Origin of the sequence: Streptococcus sp. HMSC072G04, from assembly GCF_001813295.1 — a bacterium.
In the GTDB taxonomy this organism is placed as follows: Bacteria; Bacillota; Bacilli; order Lactobacillales; family Streptococcaceae; genus Streptococcus.
Genome location: NZ_KV812016.1, coordinates 187,754 through 209,644, shown reverse-complemented (window position 1 = coordinate 209,644; position 21,891 = coordinate 187,754). Strand labels below are relative to the sequence as shown.

Annotated in this window: 19 protein-coding genes; 5 read left to right on the top strand and 14 right to left on the bottom strand. The window is 41.9% G+C overall.

Going from position 1 to position 21,891, the window contains the following annotated elements:
* Positions 1–29: 29 nt before the first annotated feature.
* Positions 30–1,763: a phosphoenolpyruvate--protein phosphotransferase gene (ptsP, locus tag HMPREF2904_RS03675; protein ID WP_003006414.1), complete on the bottom strand. Its 1,734-nt coding sequence runs from the start codon at positions 1,761–1,763 to the stop codon at positions 30–32.
* Positions 1,764–1,766: 3 nt separating this feature from the next.
* On the bottom strand, positions 1,767–2,030 hold the full coding sequence (locus tag HMPREF2904_RS03670; RefSeq protein WP_003006411.1) for a phosphocarrier protein HPr: 264 nt from the start codon (positions 2,028–2,030) through the stop codon (positions 1,767–1,769).
* 475 nt (positions 2,031–2,505) lie between these two features.
* On the opposite strand from HMPREF2904_RS03670, the gene nrdH reads away from it, so the two are divergent.
* From nrdH to nrdF, 3 genes are all read left to right on the top strand, one after another.
* The gene (gene nrdH, locus HMPREF2904_RS03665; RefSeq protein ID WP_003006408.1) at positions 2,506–2,724 is read left to right on the top strand and encodes a glutaredoxin-like protein NrdH; all 219 of its coding nucleotides are present in this window, start codon (positions 2,506–2,508) and stop codon (positions 2,722–2,724) included.
* 114 nt (positions 2,725–2,838) lie between these two features.
* Positions 2,839–4,998 carry a class 1b ribonucleoside-diphosphate reductase subunit alpha gene (nrdE, locus tag HMPREF2904_RS03660; protein ID WP_049472150.1) on the top strand — a complete coding sequence of 720 codons (2,160 nt, stop codon included), beginning with the start codon at positions 2,839–2,841 and terminating at the stop codon, positions 4,996–4,998.
* 113 nt (positions 4,999–5,111) lie between these two features.
* Positions 5,112–6,071, top strand: a complete 960-nt coding sequence (gene nrdF, locus HMPREF2904_RS03655) for a class 1b ribonucleoside-diphosphate reductase subunit beta (protein WP_003011591.1) — start codon at positions 5,112–5,114, stop codon at positions 6,069–6,071.
* A 373-nt stretch (positions 6,072–6,444) separates the two neighbouring features.
* Here nrdF and alaS read toward each other — a convergent pair whose 3' ends face one another.
* From alaS to HMPREF2904_RS03600, 11 genes are all read right to left on the bottom strand, one after another.
* The gene (alaS, locus tag HMPREF2904_RS03645) at positions 6,445–9,063 is read right to left on the bottom strand and encodes an alanine--tRNA ligase (protein WP_070660177.1); all 2,619 of its coding nucleotides are present in this window, start codon (positions 9,061–9,063) and stop codon (positions 6,445–6,447) included.
* A 24-nt stretch (positions 9,064–9,087) separates the two neighbouring features.
* Positions 9,088–9,573 carry an LURP-one-related/scramblase family protein gene (locus tag HMPREF2904_RS03640; RefSeq protein WP_003012021.1) on the bottom strand — a complete coding sequence of 162 codons (486 nt, stop codon included), beginning with the start codon at positions 9,571–9,573 and terminating at the stop codon, positions 9,088–9,090.
* Between the two features lie 253 nt (positions 9,574–9,826).
* On the bottom strand, positions 9,827–10,771 hold the full coding sequence (gene prsA, locus HMPREF2904_RS03635; protein WP_070660173.1) for a peptidylprolyl isomerase PrsA: 945 nt from the start codon (positions 10,769–10,771) through the stop codon (positions 9,827–9,829).
* A gap of 72 nt (positions 10,772–10,843) precedes the next feature.
* The gene (locus tag HMPREF2904_RS03630; protein ID WP_070660170.1) at positions 10,844–11,563 is read right to left on the bottom strand and encodes an O-methyltransferase; all 720 of its coding nucleotides are present in this window, start codon (positions 11,561–11,563) and stop codon (positions 10,844–10,846) included.
* 1 nt (position 11,564) lies between these two features.
* The gene (pepF, locus tag HMPREF2904_RS03625) at positions 11,565–13,367 is read right to left on the bottom strand and encodes an oligoendopeptidase F (protein ID WP_070660167.1); all 1,803 of its coding nucleotides are present in this window, start codon (positions 13,365–13,367) and stop codon (positions 11,565–11,567) included.
* A gap of 72 nt (positions 13,368–13,439) precedes the next feature.
* Positions 13,440–14,390, bottom strand: a complete 951-nt coding sequence (locus HMPREF2904_RS03620; RefSeq protein WP_070660164.1) for a competence protein CoiA family protein — start codon at positions 14,388–14,390, stop codon at positions 13,440–13,442.
* Between the two features lie 74 nt (positions 14,391–14,464).
* Positions 14,465–14,803: a hypothetical protein gene (locus HMPREF2904_RS11890; RefSeq protein ID WP_256263229.1), complete on the bottom strand. Its 339-nt coding sequence runs from the start codon at positions 14,801–14,803 to the stop codon at positions 14,465–14,467.
* Between the two features lie 93 nt (positions 14,804–14,896).
* Positions 14,897–15,046, bottom strand: a complete 150-nt coding sequence (locus HMPREF2904_RS11885) for a hypothetical protein (protein ID WP_256263228.1) — start codon at positions 15,044–15,046, stop codon at positions 14,897–14,899.
* A gap of 167 nt (positions 15,047–15,213) precedes the next feature.
* A complete protein-coding gene (locus HMPREF2904_RS03610; protein WP_070660161.1) occupies positions 15,214–16,386 on the bottom strand; it encodes an MFS transporter in 1,173 nt (390 codons plus the stop codon).
* 70 nt (positions 16,387–16,456) lie between these two features.
* Entirely contained in the window at positions 16,457–17,803 is a 1,347-nt protein-coding gene (locus HMPREF2904_RS03605) for a DUF1958 domain-containing protein (protein WP_049472142.1), read from the bottom strand.
* A gap of 188 nt (positions 17,804–17,991) precedes the next feature.
* Positions 17,992–18,699: a glucosamine-6-phosphate deaminase gene (locus HMPREF2904_RS03600; protein ID WP_070660158.1), complete on the bottom strand. Its 708-nt coding sequence runs from the start codon at positions 18,697–18,699 to the stop codon at positions 17,992–17,994.
* A 307-nt stretch (positions 18,700–19,006) separates the two neighbouring features.
* Between HMPREF2904_RS03600 and queA the strand changes: the two genes are divergently transcribed.
* Positions 19,007–20,035 carry a tRNA preQ1(34) S-adenosylmethionine ribosyltransferase-isomerase QueA gene (gene queA / locus HMPREF2904_RS03590; protein ID WP_031573475.1) on the top strand — a complete coding sequence of 343 codons (1,029 nt, stop codon included), beginning with the start codon at positions 19,007–19,009 and terminating at the stop codon, positions 20,033–20,035.
* An 11-nt stretch (positions 20,036–20,046) separates the two neighbouring features.
* The gene (locus tag HMPREF2904_RS03585; protein ID WP_003006364.1) at positions 20,047–20,517 is read left to right on the top strand and encodes an arginine repressor; all 471 of its coding nucleotides are present in this window, start codon (positions 20,047–20,049) and stop codon (positions 20,515–20,517) included.
* 29 nt (positions 20,518–20,546) lie between these two features.
* Here the strand turns inward: HMPREF2904_RS03585 and HMPREF2904_RS03580 are convergent, their stop codons facing one another.
* On the bottom strand, positions 20,547–21,881 hold the full coding sequence (locus HMPREF2904_RS03580) for a dipeptidase (RefSeq protein ID WP_070660151.1): 1,335 nt from the start codon (positions 21,879–21,881) through the stop codon (positions 20,547–20,549).
* Positions 21,882–21,891 lie beyond the last annotated feature (10 nt).

The window sequence follows — 21,891 nt, the reverse complement described above, 5'->3', positions numbered from 1 at the left end:
GACAAATTTGTCTTAGTCTTGATCGACTCTTAGTCTACGTTCACGTATTCTTTTGAAAGTTCAAGAACTTCTTCCATTGTTGAACATTCAGTCAGAGCACGGTTAGCGTATTCTTGCATTTTAGCTGTGTCGAGTTTCTTCATCAAGCTACGTGTACGAAGGACAGATGTCGCTGACATAGAGAACTCATCCAAGCCCATTCCGACAAGAAGTGGAACAGCAGTTTGGTCACCGGCCATTTCACCACACATACCTGCCCATTTGCCTTCAGCGTGAGCTGCTTTGATCACGTTATTGATCAAACGAAGGATTGATGGGTTATATGGTTGGTAAAGGTATGAAACTTGTTCGTTCATACGGTCAGCAGCCATTGTGTATTGGATCAAGTCATTTGTACCGATTGAGAAGAAATCAACTTCTTTAGCAAATTGGTCCGCAAGCATTGCTGCAGCTGGGATTTCAATCATGATACCTACTTGGATATCATCTGCCACAGCAACACCTTCAGCAAGCAATTTAGCTTTTTCTTCTTCAAGAATACCTTTAGCAGTACGGAACTCCGTCAACAAAGCAACCATTGGGAACATGATCCGCAATTTACCGTGAACAGATGCACGAAGCAAGGCACGCAATTGGGTACGGAACATTTGATTACCAGTTTCAGAGATAGAAATACGCAAAGCACGGAAACCTAAGAATGGGTTCATTTCTTTAGGAAGGTCGAAGTAAGGAAGTTCTTTATCCCCACCGATATCCATTGTACGAACAACCACAGGTTTACCATTCATACCTTCAAGAACTGCTTTGTAGGCTTCGTATTGGTCATCTTCCGTTGGGAAGTCTTGAGAATCCATGTACAAGAATTCTGTACGGTAAAGACCAACAGCTTCTGCACCATTATCGTTTACACCTTCAACGTCTTTAGGTGTACCGATGTTGGCAGCCAACTCGAAGTGTTTTCCATCAGCAGTCACTGTTTTCGCATCTTTAAGGAGAGCCCATTCAGCTTTTTGTTTAGCATAAGCTTCACCAGCTGCTTTGAACTCTGCAATTTGTTCTTCAGTAGGGTTGATCACCACTTCACCAGTGATCCCTGAAACAGCCAAAACATCACCATCTTTGACAAGTTCTGTGATGTTATTTGTACCAAGAACAGCTGCGATTTCAAGTGTACGAGCCATGATAGCTGAGTGACTGGTACGTCCACCGATATTCGTAACAAAAGCTTTTACATACTTTTTGTTCAACTGCGCTGTATCAGATGGAGTCAAGTCATGCGCAACCACGATTGCTTCTTCATTGATAGAAGCAGGGTTTGGCAATTTCTTACCAAGCAAGTTGGCAAGGACACGTTTGGTAACGTCACGAATATCTGCCGCACGTTCTTGCATGTAAGGATTGTCTTCCATTCCTTCAAAGATCGCAATGAACATGTCAGTGACTTCTTTCAAGCCTGCTTCTGCATTGATTTTTTTCGTACGAATTGTTTCTTTGATCTGACCAATCATTTCAGGGTCAGCAAGAACCATCATATGCGCATCAAAAACTTGCGCTGCTTCTTCACCAAGGCTTGCTACTGCATTCTCCCGGATAAGAGAAAGCTCGTTTTGTGAAGCTTCAAGAGCTGCATCCAAACGAGCTTCTTCTGCACTTGTATCTTCGACTGAAACAGTCTCAAATGATAAGTCTGGTTGAATGAGCAAATATGCCTTAGCAACGGCAACACCGTCAGATGCTGCAATTCCTTTTAGCATTTTTGTCATATTTTAAGCCAATCCTTCTTTAGTCATTGTTTCTGAGATAGCTGCGATAGCATCATCAGCGTCAGCACCTTCTGCAGAGATTACAACGTCTGCTCCTTGACCAACACCAAGGCTCATAACACCCATGATTGATTTCAAGTTAACTGATTTACCTTTGTATTCAAGAGTAATATCTGAAGCAAATTTGCTAGCAGTTTGAACCAACAAAGTTGCTGGACGTGCGTGGATACCTGTTTCTGCCACGATGTGGAAATCTTTAGAAGCCATAGTTTGACTCTCCTTTTTAAAAATAGTTTTTGAGTTACCTTTTGATAACCCTTACAATTTGGTATTATATCATCTTTTGAAATTTTTTTCAAGATTTTTATCACTGACTTACAGAAAAAGACTGCGAAAAATCCCAATTTAGATACATTTTAAGAAGCACCTGAAGAACAGCGAAAATATCTTTTCAATTTTCTACTATATTATAAGTAACATTTTCCTCCGCTTTCAATGAAAAAAAGCTCTTGAACCACAGGATATTGATTCACCAAAAAATTATAACTAATTAAAGATGCTTTAAAGCCTATTCCTATCCCATTTCTTCGATTTTCACACTTTTCACTCACCACAATATATTGTGCTTTGAAAACTCCATTTCATCTCTTTGCACAATATTTAGTTTTATTTTGTTGACAAGTTGCTGGATTTTGTTTATACTGTTTACAGATTTATATTTCGATAGGAGAACGGAAAAGAAATGGTAACCATTTATTCAAAAAATAATTGTGTTCAATGCAAAATGACCAAGCGATTCCTCGATAGCAATCATGTGGAATACCGCGAAATTAACTTAGATGAACAGCCAGAATTTGTAGAGCATGTTAAGAACCTTGGCTTCAATGCTGCTCCAGTTATTCAAACACCGGATGAAGTATTTTCTGGTTTTCAACCAGCTAAGTTGAAGAAACTTTCTTAATAAACACAGTATTTTGCTTAAATAGGGTCTAGCGTTAGCAACCTAACACTAGACTTTTTACTTGTAAAGAGAGGACTTCTCCTCTTCATTTTTTTGAACTAGAAAAGGATTATTATGGGATTAAAATCTCTTGAAGATGTGACGTATTTTCGTCTTAACAATGAAATCAACCGTCCAGTAAACGGCCAAATCATGCTTCATAAGGATAAAGAAGCTTTGGATGCATTCTTTAAAGAAAATGTTGTACCAAATACTAAAGCCTTTGACTCGATTACAGACAAGATTCAGTACCTTCTCGAGCACAATTACATTGAGAGAGCTTTTATCGAGAAATACCGTCCTGAATTTTTAGAGGAATTGGCCCAATTTATCAAAGACCAAAACTTCCAATTCAAGTCCTTCATGGCGGCCTACAAATTCTATAACCAATACGCTTTGAAAACAAATGATGGAGAATACTATCTTGAAAGCATGGAAGACCGTGTCTTCTTCAATGCTCTCTATTTTGCAGATGGAAATGAAGCTATCGCGCGAGACATCGCAAACGAAATTATCCACCAACGCTACCAACCAGCGACTCCTTCTTTCTTAAATGCTGGTCGTGCCCGCCGTGGAGAATTGGTTTCATGTTTCTTGATCCAAGTAACCGATGATATGAATGCAATCGGACGTTCCATCAACTCTGCCCTTCAACTTTCACGTATCGGTGGTGGGGTTGGGATTTCCCTCAGCAATCTTCGTGAAGCTGGAGCACCAATCAAAGGATATGAAGGAGCCGCTTCTGGGGTCGTACCTGTTATGAAACTCTTTGAAGATAGCTTCTCTTACTCTAACCAATTGGGACAACGACAAGGGGCTGGGGTTGTTTACCTCAACGTCTTCCACCCAGACATCATCGCCTTCCTTTCTACTAAGAAAGAAAATGCTGATGAAAAAGTTCGGGTGAAGACTCTCTCACTTGGGGTAGTCGTACCAGACAAATTCTATGAATTGGCTCGTAAGAATGAGGAAATGTACCTCTTCAGCCCATACTCTGTGGAACGTGAATACGGAGTACCATTTAACTACATCGACATCACTGAAAAATACGATGAGTTGGTTGCTAATCCAAATATCCGCAAGACTAAAATTAAGGCACGTGATTTGGAAACTGAAATTTCTAAATTGCAACAAGAATCTGGCTATCCATATGTAGTCAACATCGATACTGCTAACCGGGCCAACCCTGTTGATGGGAAAATCATCATGAGTAACTTGTGTTCAGAGATCCTCCAAGTTCAAGAACCAAGCTTGATCAACGATGCCCAAGAATTTGTCCAAATGGGAACAGACGTCTCATGTAACCTTGGTTCAACCAACGTGGTTAACATGATGACTTCACCTGATTTTGGACGTTCGATTCGTGCCATGGTTCGTGCTTTGACCTTCGTTACAGATAGCTCTCATATCGTGGCCGTTCCAACTATTGACCACGGAAATAAACTGGCGCATTCGTTCGGACTTGGAGCTATGGGACTTCACAGCTACCTTGCGCAACAATTGATTGAATACGGATCACCTGAGTCTGTTGAGTTCACAAGTATCTACTTCATGCTCATGAACTACTGGACCCTCGTAGAATCAAATAACATTGCGCGTGAACGTGGTGTTACCTTCCACAACTTCGAAAAATCAGACTATGCCAACGGTACTTACTTTGATAAGTACACGACTGGAGAATTTGTACCAAAATCTGATCGCGTCAAAGAACTCTTTAAAGACATCTTTATCCCAAGTGCTGAGGATTGGGCAGAACTGCGTGCTAAAGTTCAAGCAGATGGTCTTTACCACCAAAACCGCCTAGCTGTCGCACCAAATGGATCTATCAGCTACATCAATGACGTATCTGCTTCTATCCACCCAATTACACAACGGATTGAAGAACGCCAAGAGAAAAAAATCGGTAAGATCTACTACCCTGCAGCAGGATTGTCAACGGAAACGATTCCTTACTACACTTCTGCCTACGACATGGATATGCGTAAGGTGATTGATGTTTATGCGGCTGCAACTGAACACGTAGACCAAGGTCTTTCACTGACTCTCTTTATGCGTAGCGATATTCCAAAGGGTCTTTACGAATGGAAAACTGAAAACAAACAAACCACTCGTGACTTGTCTATCCTTCGGAACTACGCCTTTAACAAGGGTATCAAGTCTATCTACTACGTCCGTACCTTTACAGATGATGGTGGAGAAGTTGGCGCCAACCAATGTGAAAGCTGTGTCATCTAATCCGCTATCCTAGATAGCTATCAAAAGTCGGTTCGCCGACTTTTTGTGCGGTATTCTATCAATTTATGGTAGAATAGTAACGATTGAATGAATAGAAAAAGAAAGTGATGCAAATGGAAACATACTACAAAGCCATTAACTGGAATGCGATCGAAGATGTCATCGATAAATCGACCTGGGAAAAACTGACAGAGCAATTCTGGTTGGATACACGTATCCCTTTGTCAAACGACTTGGATGACTGGAGAAAGTTGTCTAATAAAGAAAAAGACCTAGTTGGTAAAGTCTTTGGGGGATTGACCCTTCTAGATACCATGCAATCTGAAACAGGTGTTCAAGCTCTTCGTGCGGACATTCGTACTCCCCATGAAGAAGCTGTCTTTAACAACATCCAATTTATGGAATCTGTCCATGCTAAGTCTTACTCTTCTATCTTTTCTACTTTGAATACCAAGTCAGAAATCGAAGAGATTTTCGAATGGACCAACACCAATCCTTTCCTTCAAAAGAAGGCAGAAATCATCAACGAAATCTATCTCAATGGGACCCCTCTTGAAAAGAAAGTCGCCAGCGTTTTCCTTGAAACCTTCCTCTTCTACTCTGGTTTCTTCACACCTCTCTACTATCTTGGAAACAACAAGTTGGCCAACGTAGCTGAGATCATCAAGTTGATCATTCGGGACGAATCTGTTCACGGAACCTATATCGGCTACAAGTTCCAACTTGGATTTAACGAATTACCAGAAGAAGAACAAGAGAAACTCAAAGAGTGGATGTATGATCTTCTCTACACCCTCTATGAGAATGAAGAAGGCTACACAGAGAGCCTCTATGACGGTGTGGGCTGGACAGAGGAAGTCAAGACCTTCCTTCGCTACAACGCCAATAAAGCCCTCATGAACTTGGGACAAGACCCGCTCTTCCCAGACTCAGCAGATGACGTTAACCCAATCGTCATGAACGGAATTTCAACCGGTACCTCTAACCACGACTTCTTCTCTCAAGTCGGAAATGGTTACCTTCTCGGTGAAGTAGAAGCCATGCAGGATGACGATTACAATTACGGACTATGAGACAAAAACCTTTCCAGATGGAAAGGTTTTTAAATATAGACAACCTATTGTTTTACATAAAACAGATAGATGATTTTCAAAAAATGACTTTTATTTTTTGAAGATTAAAAACTTTCCGCCGTGAGAAAAGTGCTAGAAACACGATTGTTTCTAGCACTCGGGAGTTTTGAAACCTTAGGTCCAAAACTAAGTCATGGAACTTCTTTGAAGTTCGCTGACGTCCGTACTCACCTAAGAAAAGTTTTTTAGAAGACTTTATCTTCAATCTGAAACCTTTCCAGACGGAAAGGTTTTTTTGTTGCAATCTTTTTCTAATTGGATCTTCTTCTTTTTTGAAAAAAGAGGTTGGACAAAGATCCAACCTCTCCGATTATTACAATTTACCTGCTACAGCATCCAATAATTCTTGGATTTTCGCTTGGTTGCTTCCTCCTGCCATGGCCATGTCTGGTTTACCACCACCACGTCCATCGACGATTGGAGCTAATTCTTTGATCACATTTCCTGCATGGACCTCTTTTGTCTTGCTGGCTACAAGGACATTGACCTTATCACCGATAGCTGCGACAAGAACAAGGACGTCAGAGTAATCTTTTTGTTTCCAGTTATCCGCAAAGGTACGAAGAGCACCTGCATCTGATACAGAAACTTGGCTGGCAATGTAACGGTGTCCGTTTGCTTCTTGAACATTCTTGAAGACATCGCCTGCTGCCGCTGCCGCCGCTTTTTCCTTCAATTCTGCATTTTCTTTTTGCAATTGACGGAGTTGCTCTTGAAGTCCTTCCACCTTGTGAGGAACTTCTTTGAGTTGAGGTGCTTTCAAGGTTGCTGCGACTGCTTTCAGAGCATCTTCTTGTTCACGATAAGCTTCGAAGGCTTCCTTACCAGTCACTGCCAAGATACGACGAGTTCCTGATCCGATCCCTTCTTCTTTGACAATCTTGAAGAGTCCAATTTCAGAAGTATTGCCTACGTGGGTACCACCACAGAGCTCAACAGAGTAGTCCCCGATAGTGACTACGCGAACTTCCTTACCGTATTTCTCACCAAAGAGGGCCATAGCTCCCATTTCTTTAGCAGTATCGATATCTGTTTCAATCGTTTCGACTGCGATCGCTTCCCAAATCTTTTCATTGACTTGTTGCTCAATAGCACGCAATTCTTCTGGAGTCACGGCTTGGAAGTGGGTAAAGTCAAAGCGAAGGAATTCTACTTCATTGAGAGATCCTGCTTGGGTTGCGTGGTTACCAAGGATATTGTGAAGAGCCGCATGGAGCAAGTGAGTTGCAGTGTGGTTCTTCATGACACGATGACGACGATTGGTATCGATCGCCAAAGTGTATTCTTGGTTCAAGGCAAGAGGAGCAAGAACTTCAACAGTATGAAGTGGTTGTCCATTTGGTGCTTTTTGAACGTCTGTCACAGTCGCTACGACGTTTCCTGCAGCATCCAAAATTTGACCATGGTCCGCAACTTGTCCACCCATTTCAGCATAGAATGGAGTTTCTGCAAAGATCAATGATGCAGTCCCTTCTGATACAGCCTCTACTTCTGCATTGTCCGCTACGATAGCCACCAACTTAGAAGGCAATTGGCTGGCATTGTAGTTGAAGCTACTTTCAACTGTAATGTTTTGAAGGGTTTCATTTTGCATCCCCATGGATCCGCCTTTAACAGCTGATGCACGCGCACGTTCTTGTTGTTCCTTCATGGCTGCTTCAAAACCTTCACGGTCGACTGTCATACCTGCTTCTTCAGCGATTTCTTCTGTCAATTCTACTGGGAATCCGTATGTATCATAAAGTTTAAAGACATCTTGGCCAGCAATCACTGTTTGACCTTTGACTTTCAAGTCTTCAACGATGGTTTGGGCAAAGTGTTGACCAGAATTCAAAGTACGAGCAAATGACTCTTCTTCACTCTTGATAATTTTTTCGATAAAGTCTTGTTTTTCAAGTACTTCTGGGTAGTAACTTTCCATGATCTTCCCAACGGTTGGAACCAATTTATACAAGAAGGTTCCTTCAATCCCCAATTTTTGACCATGCATGGAAGCACGACGGAGGAGACGACGAAGAACGTAACCGCGTCCTTCATTACCTGGAAGAGCCCCATCACCAATCGCAAATGAAAGCGAACGGATGTGGTCAGCAATCACCTTGAAGCTCATGTTATCGCCATCTGGATCATAGGTCTTACCAGACATCTTTTCCACTTCACGGATGATTGGCATGAAGAGGTCTGTTTCAAAGTTGGTCTTCGCTCCTTGGATAACGGCTACCAAACGTTCCAAACCAGCGCCCGTATCAATGTTCTTGTGTGGCAATTCCTTGTATTCGCTACGAGGAACAGCAGGGTCTGCGTTAAATTGTGACAAGACAATGTTCCAGATTTCGATGTAACGGTCGTTTTCGATATCTTCCGCAAGCAGACGAAGACCGATATTTTCAGGGTCAAAGGCTTCTCCACGGTCAAAGAAGATTTCTGTATCTGGTCCAGAAGGCCCTGCACCGATTTCCCAGAAGTTGTCTTCGATTGGGATCAAGTGACTTGGATCTACCCCAACAGCGATCCAACGGTTGTATGAATCCTTGTCGTCAGGATAATAGGTCATGTAAAGTTTGTCTTTGGGGAAGTCAAACCATTCCGGACTTGTCAAAAGCTCATAAGCCCACGTAATGGCTTCATCACGGAAGTAATCTCCGATAGAGAAGTTCCCCAACATTTCAAACATGGTATGGTGACGGGCAGTCTTCCCTACGTTTTCGATATCGTTGGTCCGAATAGCCTTTTGAGCATTAGTAATCCGTGGATTTTCAGGTTTGATGGTCCCATCAAAGTATTTCTTAAGAGTGGCAACCCCTGAGTTAATCCACAAAAGCGTTGGGTCGTTTACTGGAACCAAGCTAACAGATGGTTCTACAGAGTGGCCTTTGCTTGCCCAGAAATCAAGCCACATTTGGCGGACTTGTGCACTAGATAATTGTTTCATATTTTTCTCCTAATTTTTTTAAGATTAATTTGCGCCAGCTTCTAACATTTCGACATAATCGATGGCGACACAAAGTGAGATGACTAAATCAGCGTATTCATCCTCATACACCGATACTTGGTAGGTAGAGGTTAGATGAAAGAGTTCCTTGCTAATCTCAGCGACGATTTGATCCCGATCATCAAACAATTTGAATTCTAGGTCCCAGATATTTCCCTGTACCCGCAGTCCCAAATCTTCGATATCGTATTTATCCCTGAAGAGCGTCAGCTTTTTATGGATAAAAAAGCGATCCCCATCCTTCAACTCAACCACAAACTTGGGAAGAAAGCTGATTGTTTTTTTGGTGATATGGCTCACTTCTTGTCCATTCTTATCGTAGATGGTAAAAGTCTTGGGAATCTTAAGAAAAGATCCCTCAACCTGGTACTCAACATTTCCCAACTCATCTTTGATATCGAACCGCTCGCCACCCAATCGAAATTTTTGTTTCACTTGATAGGTTCGCATCTTTTGATCTCCTTTAAAAAGCTCCAGACAACTGCCCATAAACAAAAGACAAGCCACTAAACGAAGGGCGAAAAACCGCGGTACCACCTTCATTCAATGAACTTGTCATTCTTCATTTTATATGCAATTGTCTCAGCCGAGTAGCAAAATCATTTCTCTTCCATGGCTCACACCCCCGCCACTTCTCTGATTCCGAGTAACAATGATTTATTCTCAACTATTTCATTATACAAGTTCCAAAAGGAACCGTCAACTATTTTTTAGATGATGATTTGCTATCACTTGTTTGAACACCGATATTTTGCAAATATTGGTTAAATGTTGATTTGAAGGCATCATCTTTGACCTTGATATTGGCATTGGTCATCGCTTTTGCAATAATGCTACGGATGTAGTTGGTATCTTGCTTACGACCATCAACAATGATCTCTTTCAAACGTTTTTCGTATTTCTTCCAGTCAGAGCCTTTTTCTGTCTTCTTATTCAATTTGACAATATAGTAGCTAGCAGAATAGTTTTGACCTGCTGAAACTGTGATCACATCTGAAATCCCATTTTCATCCAACTTAAAGGCAGCTTCTTTGACTTGAGATGGAATATCTGCTGTTCCTGAATCAAACTTGACTTCGCCACCTTTGTCTTTTGTAGCAGTATCTGTTGAATTGTCTTTGGCGATTTGGGCAAAGTCTGCACCTTCCGCTTTAGCTGCTTCCAACACTTCTTTTGCTTTATCTTCTGAATCTAACTTGATAATTTGTGCTGTTACTTCTGGTGTGTAAGATTCAAAAGCCGCCTTGTAGTCAGACTCTTTGATATCTTTCTTAGCAGCTTGGTTGACTGCATATTCCAACAACATATTGCTACGGATTTGTTTCTTCGCTGTTTCTTCCGTCAAGCCTTGTTGCGCCAAGTAAGCATCGAATCGGTTCCCCAATTGTTTCTTTTGTTTAGCCAATTCTTTATCGACTTCTTTATCAGAAACCTTTGATCCATATTCTTTTTCAAAGACTTTATTGATGGTCATTTGGAAAAGAACTTGTTGAGCACCTTGGTTGGTTTTGATTTCATCATAGAAATCAGAAACTGTAATCGTGTCCCCTTTCATGGTCACGATATCTTTGTTTGTGCCATTGGTACACGCTGCTAGTGTTACGACTGATAGCAAGGTCACAGCACCTGCTACAAGTTTTTTCTTCATGAAAATTATTCTCCGTTCCTTTTTAAACTTCTTCTATTTTACCACAAATTAGAGAGAATACCTTAAATTTACCTAAAAAGAGCTAGGATCTGGCAAGGTTACCGTCTCTGCATTTTTCCGAATCATCAAAATACCATCTCCAAGTGGCACCAAACTAGCGGTCAAATCTGGATGATTGAGAGTCGCATTAAAGAGGTTCTGAAGCCCCCGGTAAATGGTTCGTTGCCCACGACGCACTTCCATGATGTCCTTGGCAACATCTCCTCCTTGGAAAATATCATCCAATACCACGACTCCCCCAACCTCTAAGAGTTCGAGAATTCGTGGCAAAAAGACGATGTACTTAGACTTAGCAGAGTCCATAAAGACAAAGTCATAGGTCTCTGTTAAATCCTGCAAGACATCTACTGCATCTCCTTCAAGCAAGGTGATTTGCTTTCTCTGATCGTATTTAGCCAGATTCTCCTTGGCAAAGCCGATCATTTCCTCATTCCGATCAATGGTCGTTATCTGTGCGTTGGGGGCATTTTCAGCCATTAAGAGGGCTGAAAACCCGATTGCTGTCCCAATTTCAAGGATTTTCTTTGGTTGTAGGGCTTGCAGGAGTAGTCTAAAGTAAGCTACCGTTTCATGCGGAATAATCGGAATATTTTCCTTGCGGGCGAATGCTTCTAACTCCTCCAAGGCACCTGCTACCGGTTTTTGACGCGTGCGCATAAAGTCAACGATCTCGTCTTTAACCACTGGCCGGCGCATATTGTGGTTGGCATTTTTACTATAAGACTCTACCATCTTATGCTAGTCCTAATTTTTCTACTAGGGCTTCAAATTCATTCAACCGACGTTCAAAGACCGCAAAGGCTGCGTCCAAGTAGTCTTCTTTTTCCATATCCACACCTGCTTTGCGGATGACATTGAGTGGATAATCAGAATTTCCAGCTTTCAAGTAGTCGATATATTTATCACGATCTTCTTGTGTTCCATGAACAATCTTTTCAGCTAAGGCTGAAGCTGCTGCAAAACCTGTTGAATATTGGAAGACATAGTAGTTATAGTAGAAGTGAGGAATCCGAGCCCATTCATATTGGATCTCAGGGTTGTCTTCTTTTGAAAGACCATAGTATTTTTCATTGAGCTCTGCATAAAGGTTGTTCAAGAACTCACTAGTCAAAACGGTACCTTCTTGGTCTGCTTTATGGATGGCATGCTCAAATTCAGCAAACTGCGTTTGACGGAAGACGGTTCCACGGAAGCCATCCAAGAAGTGATTCAAAATAGCAAAGCGAGTTGCATCGTCTTCTACTTCTCCTAACAGACGTTCGGTCAGGATATTTTCATTGGTTGTAGAGGCGATTTCAGCAAGGAAGATGGAATAGTCCCCATAGACATAAGGCTGGGTTTCACGGGTATAGCTAGAATGCATACTGTGACCAGTTTCATGGACCAAGGTGAAGAGATTATCCAATGTATCTTGCCAGTTCAACAACATGAAGGCATTGGTATCATAAGAACCACCTGAATAAGCACCTGAGCGTTTTCCTTGGTTGACATGCACATCAATCCACCGTTCGCTGAAGGCTCGTTTTACACGAGAAAGGTAGTCCTCACCCAAAACAGCCAAGACTTCTTCTGCTTTGGCCAATGATTCTTCATAGGTAAACTTGTAGTCTGTATCGGATAATGGCGTATACATATCGTACATCTTCAAGTCTGAAATTCCAAGAATTTTTGAACGCAATTGTACATAGCGTTGCAAGAGTGGCAAATGTTTGTTCACAGCTGCTACCAAGCTATCATAAACACTTTCTGGTACAAAGTTTTCAGAAAGGGCCGCTTCACGGGCAGATGAGAATTTGCGAACTTTGGCATTGAAGTTGTGAACTTTCACATTGGTTTGCAAGGTTTTAGCATAGGTATGTTGGTACTGTTCATAAACCTTGTAGAGGCCTTCGTAAGCTTCTTTACGAACGGCACGATCTTTTGATTCTACCAAAGAAATATAGTTTCCATGGGTTAATTGAACCTCTTCGCCCTTGTCATCATGCACAGTTGGGAAAACAATATCTGCATTGTCCAAGATTTCAAAGGTTTCACCCCCAGCCGCAAAGATCTCACCAGCTCCTGCAAGTAATTCCTCTTCTTTTTGAGACAAGACATGTTCTTTTTTCTCTAGCAAACGATCAAAATAATGACCATATTGTTCCAAGGCTGGAACTTCACTCACAAAGGTCTTGTATTGCTCATCCGTAATGGCCATGAATTCAGGCTCATAGAAGGCAAAGGTTTCACCTAACAAGCTATAAAGAGACATCCCTTTTGATTGGTACTCTTGGTATTTAGCCACTCGTGTGTCTTGGTCATTTTTCATATGGGCATAGACGTAGACCTTTTCTAAACGACGACTCAATTCCAAATATGCATTGGTTGTATCCAACAGTGTTTGCGCTGAATCCAACAAATGGCCAGCATAGTGGCTTGCTGCTTTAATATCTGTAGCTAAGCTTGCTGCTGCTTCTTCCCAAGCTTGATCTGTCGCAAAAATTGTCGACAAATCCCATTGGTATTTTTCATCAATTTCATTACGTTGTTTTACCATTTCGATTAATCCTCCAATGGTACTATTTTAGCATAAAAATGAACATTTCGGGAGGTTTTCTATCTTAGAAAGTTAGCTTTTCTGTTGAGCATAAAAACGTGGGGGATAAAGGATCTGAACGGGTTGGATCCCTTGCGACTGATAATAGGTCATAAATTGCTGGTAGTAACCTTCTACATCCTCTTTAATTTGGAGCAAGTTCTGTGAAAGGATCGGACGACAAAGAGGATAAAAGAAATCCAGCCCCAGTTCCATCAGATGGTGTCCCTGCATATAGAGTTCTTCCTGAAGCTTCAGCCACTTTGGATGACGATAAAAGAGTTGCTGCTGTATATACGTTAAAAATGTACGATCGAGCTCGACTGCCATTTGCTGCATGGGTTGCGAAAGATAAGGGGTCCGTAAGACTTCCAGTAAAGACCTTTGGCCAAAAGGGAAAATTTCTGTTTGATAATGCAATCGCCCTCGTAAATCCTCATGGATGAGGTATTGCAGACGTAGCTCTTTCTTTGTCAGATCCAATTCCCAAAGATGGAACCCTCGATTCTGACTAAAATAAAGAAAGCCAGCCTGCAGCTTTGTTAGTCTTTCCTTGAGCCACAACTTTTTACCAAGTAACCAATAGACATGGTAACCGTTGGATCGATAAGCATCGCTCCTCTCCTTCAAGCGTTCTAAAGATAAGGAGCTGCACTGCACTTCCAAAGCTAAGTTCTTGTCTACTACCAAAAGATCGGCAATTTGTTGAAAGTCTGCTAAATAACTTTCTACCTCTGTATGAGATTCCTTAGAGGCCCAATCATAAAGACAAGCTTTTAATTCCAGATGTTCAAAACTCTCAGCTTCGTGATGATAGGGACAATGCTGTAATTTTATATGAGCAAAATGAGCCCGTAGAACCGAGCCATTTTTTAGACGCACTGGACTATGACAAGCCAAGCAATAGAAGGGACCTTCTGTCACAGCTGGGATCTCTTCCATACAGTTCCACCGCTTTTGATTGTTATCCATGGCAATAAACATAGGCCCACCTCCTCATCTATATCATTCGAAAAAAAAATAGGAAAAAGGCTGGAAATTCCAACCTTTTCTTCTTTTTATTCTTCAGAATCTGAATCTGAATCATCACTAGAATCATCAGCAACAGGAGATTTACTCAATTCTTTCTGCATATCTTTCATTTCTTTACGAGTACTTTCCAACTCTTCACGAGCATCTTTCAAGATTTCGATCAACGCTTCACGGTCTTCTTTAGGAACGACTGTACTATCTGAACCGATGCTTTCCAAGCCTTCATTAAAGATATCTTTTTGGTTTTCTAATCCTTGCTTTAAGGTACTAATCATTGCATCGTATTGTTCTTTTGCAGAACCTGTCACAGAAGTGCCTGCTTCTTCAGTAATAGAAACAGATTGATCCATTAATTTTGCAAACAACTTTTTGAAGTCTCCAACTGTCTTAGCCTTGTTGATTTCAGCATCTGTTAAGAGGCTAGAAGATGACGTATCTTCTGAATCTGTTGAATTATCCTAACTTTTTGAAGTGTTGGCAGATTTGCTCGTCACTTTAGTCGTTGATTGACTGTTTGAAGTTTCCTTCTTTGTGTCTTGTTTGTTTGAACAAGCAGCTAGGGAAAAGATCGTCAAAAGAGCAGCTGTCGATAAGATCATTTTTTTCATAAAATGGTCTCCTTTATATTTATTTTACCTCATTCTACCATCGAATACTTTGATTGTCAAATTAATCACTAGTTCTTAATATTAGCAAAAAAGTTGGACAAAACACTGTGAAATCAGTGTTTCTGTCCAACTCCTCGATGATTAGTCATACAATTGTAACAATTTCATTAGTCTACTTTGCCACCAAAAAGGCCGTGAGCCTTCCCTTGGGGCATTTTTAAGGCAAAGCTCAGCAAAAAGACGATCCCTACAACCCCTTCTAAAAAGAAACTCATGACTTGGTAACCACCTCTTTCAATACAGAGGGCTGCGAGAGGTTGTAAAAGAATGGTTCCTAAATAACGAACTCCTTGGACAATAGCCATGGCAAGAACCAAGTCTTTGCCATTCACCTGTTGGGCAATAAACCGTAAGGAGACCATAATCAAAACCATCCCTGTTGTATGCTTGGCTAAAAGAGTCAAAAGCACTTTTAAGAAGACAGGACTTGGAAGAGCGTAGACAACATATTGAGCAAAAATAATCCCGATTGGAAGAGCGATCAAAACCCGTAAAGGCCAGTGGTCCATGAATCGATCAGAGAAAAAGATCAAGGGAGCTTCCACTACGACGGAGATAGCTACAACCGTAGAGGCAATATGGACTGGTAGACCACTATCCATGAGTAGCTCAGGAATATAGGTATGACCAATATTTCCAACCCCTGAAGCCAAGCCAATCAACACAATAAAGAAGAGATAAGGTCCATTGTGAAGAAGAGGACGAATAGAGACAGAGTGTTTTTCCTTTTCTACGACTGTCTCTTTTTTCTTCATTCGAACCGCACTTAGACAGAAAATGCTGAGTAAAATGGTGATCAAAACCGTATAATAAACAGCTTGGGGGCTAAACTGATGATAGACCCAGCCGGCTATTTGGACACCGACCGAGTAGCCAATGGTTCCCCAAACGCGAATCTTCCCAAAAGCGTATGGACTTTGCGTTGCAAATACTTCCATCATGGGAGCTGTCCCATTCAAACAGACTAGAACAATCCCATAAAAAACGGTCAGCCAAAAGAGATTGGGGGCCCAAAGACAACCGAAGACACCACCAATGATCACACTCAGACTGAGGGTCGTCATTTTTACGATTCCAAATCGCTCATTGATATAACCAAAGAAGGGTTGGGCTACCATGGATAAGAAAAAAGCAACCGATACCAAGGTCGACACTTGGGTTGCACTATAGTGCTTTCCCATCAAATAGACGGAAATGAGGGTCGTAAAGAGAGATGTGGACATAAAATAAAAACTATAGAGCAACATATAAGCCGCATAAGAATTTCGGAATTTTTTCATATGAATCCTTTCTAAAAATATCGGAATGAGACAATGACAAAACCCAACTGACAATCAGTTAGGTTTTATTTTACTCTTTATTATAGCGCTTTTGAGCCTCTTTTTTGCGTCTCTCACGACTTTGTTTTTCAATCGAGAGAATGATGACAAGAATGAGAATTGGAATCAAGATCAGGAAGTGATCCAGCGAAAGCCATTTACTGTGCTTAGCCGTTGTCTTTTTCCCACTTGCTGTTTCTTTGACAAGCTCTGGCTTGGCCCCTTCTTCTACCTTCATATCATCTCGGATACCTTCAGACAACGTGTAGAGATCATTATCTACTGTCAGATAGCCATCTTTTACCGCAAGGGTCGGTTCTTTAGCACCTTTTTTGACCGTTGCATAGAAGGGTTTTTCAAGTGTATAGGTCTTGCCGTCAATCTTCTGGACACCTGCATCTAGCAATTTTTTATAGCCAAAATCTTTATAGGCTTTTTCGATCAAGGCATTGCCAAACGGGTGACGGTAATATTCCCCATCTTGGTCTGCCCAATCTCCTACGCCCATAATGACAGCAATTAAGCGCTGATTGCCCCGTTTGATGGTCGCGATATAGTTGAAAGCTCCACGAGGGCTTGAACCAGTTTTCAAACCATCCACACCTTTCAAGGCATACTTGGCTCCTGGCAATGAATAATTGTAGGTATCAAAGGTTTCCTCATATGGAGTCCCTTTTTTGACCGTGACTTGTGCTTGATTGGTATAGTTTAAAATATCTGGGTATTGATTGATAAAATGATAAACCAGAATCCCTAAATCACGCGCAGTTGTCTGGTTGGCCGCATCATTTGGATAATTGTTGACCTGATAGTAGCCCTGCAAGGTGGAGATGGCCGCCCCACTCGGGTTATTCCAGACCGTATTGGTCATCCCTAATTCCTTAGCCTTGGCATTCATGCGCTCGATAAAGGCATCTGGATCATTGTTGGACATGAGATTGGCCAACATGAGGGTCGATACATTTGAGGATGGAACCACTGTCATGGTAATCAACTCAGGAATTGTGTAGTCTACCCCAGCAACAATATTATTGTTGGAGATCTCATAGATCTTTCCGATCGCTTGGTCTGAAGCGGTCGCCTTGATCACTGTATCCTTACTGATCTTGCCATTTGCCATATCTTCAAACAAGAGATAGAGCGTCATGAGCTTACTCATGCTGGCCGGATCTCTGGCTTCATCGATATTGTCTTTCCAAAGAACATTTCCCGTATTGCCGTCAATGATGAGCGAAGAATGTGGACGGTTTATAGCTTGGACATTGTCATTTGGATACATCTTTTGCGCCATATCTACCAATTCATCCGCACTCGCTAGAACTGGCTGGCATAAGAGACTCAGAAGGAGGCAAATATGGATCAAATATTTTTTTATCATAAACTTTTCCTTTATAACAGACTAATCAGCTGGAGGCTGAAACAAGCTTCTAGCCCTCATGCTCTTTTCTCCTGTCTCCCAGTAGATGAAAAGAGCCAATCCCAGCAGATAATTACTTGTATTGTACCATACTTTGAAGCAGAAAAAAACCTATCTGGCCCGAATAAATCGGCGATAGGTCCTGTTTTTTATCGACTTAACAAGCTCAAGGCTTCCTTATCCGCAATAATGGTCACATTTGGATGTCCTTGAAGGGCACTAGCTGGCACTATTTCTGTCCTTTCCCCCTCTACCGTTCCTTTAATTGCTTGGGCTTTTGATTCCCCATAAGCAAACAAGACGATTGATTTCGCTGCTAAGATATTGGCAATCCCCATCGAAATGGCTTGGGTTGGTACATCTTCGATCTTATCAAAGAAACGAGAATTAGCTTCAATGGTAGAGGCATCCAACTGGACTAAGTGGGTCTGACTATCAAAGGATGTCCCTGGCTCATTAAAACCGATATGCCCATTGCGCCCGATTCCCAAGATTTGAAGGTCCACTGGATGCTCTTCGAGTATTTTGTTATAACGGATCACTTCTTGATCGGCAGATTCTTCTACACCTGATGGGAGATAACTTTCTTTGAATGGTTTGGCATCAAAGAGGTTTTTCTCCATGAAATACCGATAAGATTGAGGATCATCTCCCGTCAACCCTACGTATTCATCTAAGTTCACACTGATTAGATTAGACAGATCCAAATCACTTTCACGAATTTGTTTATAAAACTCAAGGGGACTGCTTCCAGTCGCAAGTCCTAAGGTTTGAGCACCTTCCTTTAAAGTTTCTTTCAATATATCAAAGGCAACTTTTCCACCCTCAATTTGGTCCTTTACTTCAATAATTTTCATTGGATAGACCTCCTATTTCTCTATGCTCTTATTATATGGTATAGACCAATTTTTGTCAAGTGAAACCGCTATCTTTTTCTGGCATTTTTTTCATTTTCAAGTCGATTCGTGATATAATGAAAGGTATGATTGTATCACTATTATTCATCATTTTTTTGATCGGACTCCTTGTCTTTCTCTTATCTTTCTTGATTCATCAAAGAAAGATTCTCAAGGTCCTGATCTTTTTGATGGGAATCTGCCTGATGCTCATAGCGGTCGGGACTACCATCTATCTACTCACAAATTTATTATAAAAGGAGCGCAAATGAATACCAACGACTTTGACTTTGATTTGCCTGAAGAACTGATTGCTCAAACCCCTCTTGAAAAACGAGATGCCTCTAAACTCTTGATTCTCGATCGAAAAACAGGGCAATTCCAAGACCGTCATTTTGATGCAATTTTGGATGAATTGGAGCCAGGAGATGCTCTTGTCATGAACAATACGCGCGTGCTACCTGCCCGTCTTCATGGAGTCAAACCAGAAACAGGTGGTCACGTCGAATTCCTTCTCCTTAAAAATACTCAAGATGACTGTTGGGAAGTCTTGGCAAAACCTGCAAAACGCTTAAAGGTAGGGGCCACAGTCAGCTTCGGAGATGGTCGTTTGACCGCAACCGTTGAGGAAGAATTAGAGCACGGAGGCCGCATTGTTCGCTTCCACTATCAAGGGATCTTTTTAGAAGTTTTGGAAAGCCTTGGTGAAATGCCACTTCCTCCCTATATTCACGAAAAGCTTGCTGACCGCGAGCGCTACCAAACCGTTTACGCCAAAGAAAATGGTTCTGCTGCAGCTCCAACGGCAGGTCTTCATTTCACCCAAGAATTGCTCCAAAAGATTGAAGCAAAAGGGGTTCACCTGGTCTATTTGACCCTTCATGTGGGCCTAGGAACCTTCCGTCCAGTATCCGTGGACAATCTTGAAGACCATGAGATGCACTCTGAATTTTACCAACTTTCTGAAGAAGCTGCTGCGACCCTTCGTCAGGTAAAAGCTGCAGGAAAACGCATCGTGGCCGTCGGAACGACTTCTATTCGGACCCTTGAGACGATTGGCAACAAATTTGATGGAGACATCCAAGCTGATTCAGGCTGGACCAATATTTTTATCAAACCAGGTTATACATGGAAAGTCGTCGATGCCTTTTCAACCAACTTCCACCTTCCAAAATCAACTCTGGTCATGTTGGTTTCTGCCTTTGCCGGCCGTGAATTAACCCTCGAAGCATACCACCATGCGATTCAAGAACGCTACCGCTTCTTCAGTTTTGGGGATGCTATGTTCATCAAGTAAAGGAGTCTCTCATGAATAAAATTGAAAGCCGCCACCGCTTGATCCGCTCTATCATTTCTGAGCGTAGGATTCATACCCAACAAGAACTTCAAGAAGCCTTAGAAGCTAATGGCGTTCTCGTTACCCAGTCCACCCTTTCACGGGATGTCAAATCCTTGAATCTAGTAAAAATTAACGAGGGGGATAGTTCCTACTATGCCATGAACACCATCGCTCCTTCCCGTTGGGAAAAGCGTCTGCGGATGTATATGGAAGATGCCTTAGTCATGTTGCGGCCCGTTCAAAACCAGGTCGTTGTAAAAACTCTTCCAGGTCTTGCCCAATCCTTTGGAGCTATCTTAGATGCATTGGAACTCCAAGAAATTGTAGCCACCATCTGTGGAGACGATGTCTGTTTGGTCATCTGCGAAGACAACCAAGGAGCTTTGGATTGTTTTGAAAAATTAAAAGAATTCACCCCACCCTTCTTCTTTAGTAAATAAAAAGTTTGGAAACCAAGTTTCCAAACTTTTTATGTTGTAGCTAAGCGTTGAATGGCTTCTCGATAGATTTCCATCGCAGCATAGAGATCTTCAATTTTTGCACGTTCATTGGCTTGGTGCTCAGTCTGCTCTGCACCTGGGAAAAGAGCCCCAAAGGCGACACAATTTTCCATGGTCCGCGCAAATGTCGCACCACCAGAAGACATAGCTGGCGTCCTATCACCAGTTTCTTCCTGATAAACGGCCATCAAAGAGCTGACTAAAGGACTATCCAAAGGAACATATAAAGGAGCCAAATAATCAAACTCTTCATATTCCAACTGGTAACTAGCTGCAATTTCTTGCAAACGAGCTACTAAGGCCTCCTTGTCTGCTAAGACGGGGATCCGAATATCAATTCCGATTTCCGATTGTTCTTGATCGATCACAAGGGTCGCAAGATTGAAGGAAAGATCTCCACTTGGTTCATCTTTGATTTCACCGAAGAGAGCTGCTCCTGTCGCGTCTTCACCAACAGCATCTGCGATAAAGAGCAAGGCTGGATGGGGTTGAATGAGGGATAAACTTTCCGCTAAACCGACAATGGCATTCACTCCTTCAGCTGCATCTTTAGAGTGCTTGGAAACACCCAAAACCGTTACAGAATTTTCTGTTTGGCTATACTGAACCCCACTTTGATCCAAAACAGGAAGCAACTCTTCCAAACGATGACCAGCATAGGTCGCCTTGTCTGGAACAACATTGAGGGCCTGACCAGCCTGTAAGGGAAGATCATCCCAACCTGGGCCATGCAATTTCACTTGTAATAAGCCTTTTTCAGCATAGATTAATGGGAAAGAGGAATCCGGTGCAAATCCAAGATCTGCTTGTTCTTCGATTTGGTTGTAGCGGTTCATACAGCGCCACAAGGTTTCTTCATCCGTCCCAAAGATAAAGCGGATTCGTTTGGTAAACTGGATGCCATCATCCAGCAAACTCTTGACTGCATAGAGGGCAGCCAGAGACGGTCCCTTATCATCCTGCACACCACGACCTACTAGATAATCACCGACAATTGTCGCTTCAAAAGGTGGCGTTTGCCAATCTTGTAAATCACCGGCTGGAACAACATCCAAGTGACAAAGAACGGCCAGGAGTTCTTCCCCCTGACCGATCTCTGCATATCCATAGTATCCTTCAGGATCTATATATGTTTGAAAACCTAATTCTCGAGCAAGCTCTAAGGTTTTTTCTAGGACATCTTGGATAGCTTGTCCAAACGGTGTTCCATTTTCCCCTTCGTTTAATACTGAGGGGTAAGAAATGATGGTTTGAAGCGAGTTTAAAAACTGCTCTTTTACATCGTTCTTTATTCTATTTTTCATGAAACACCTA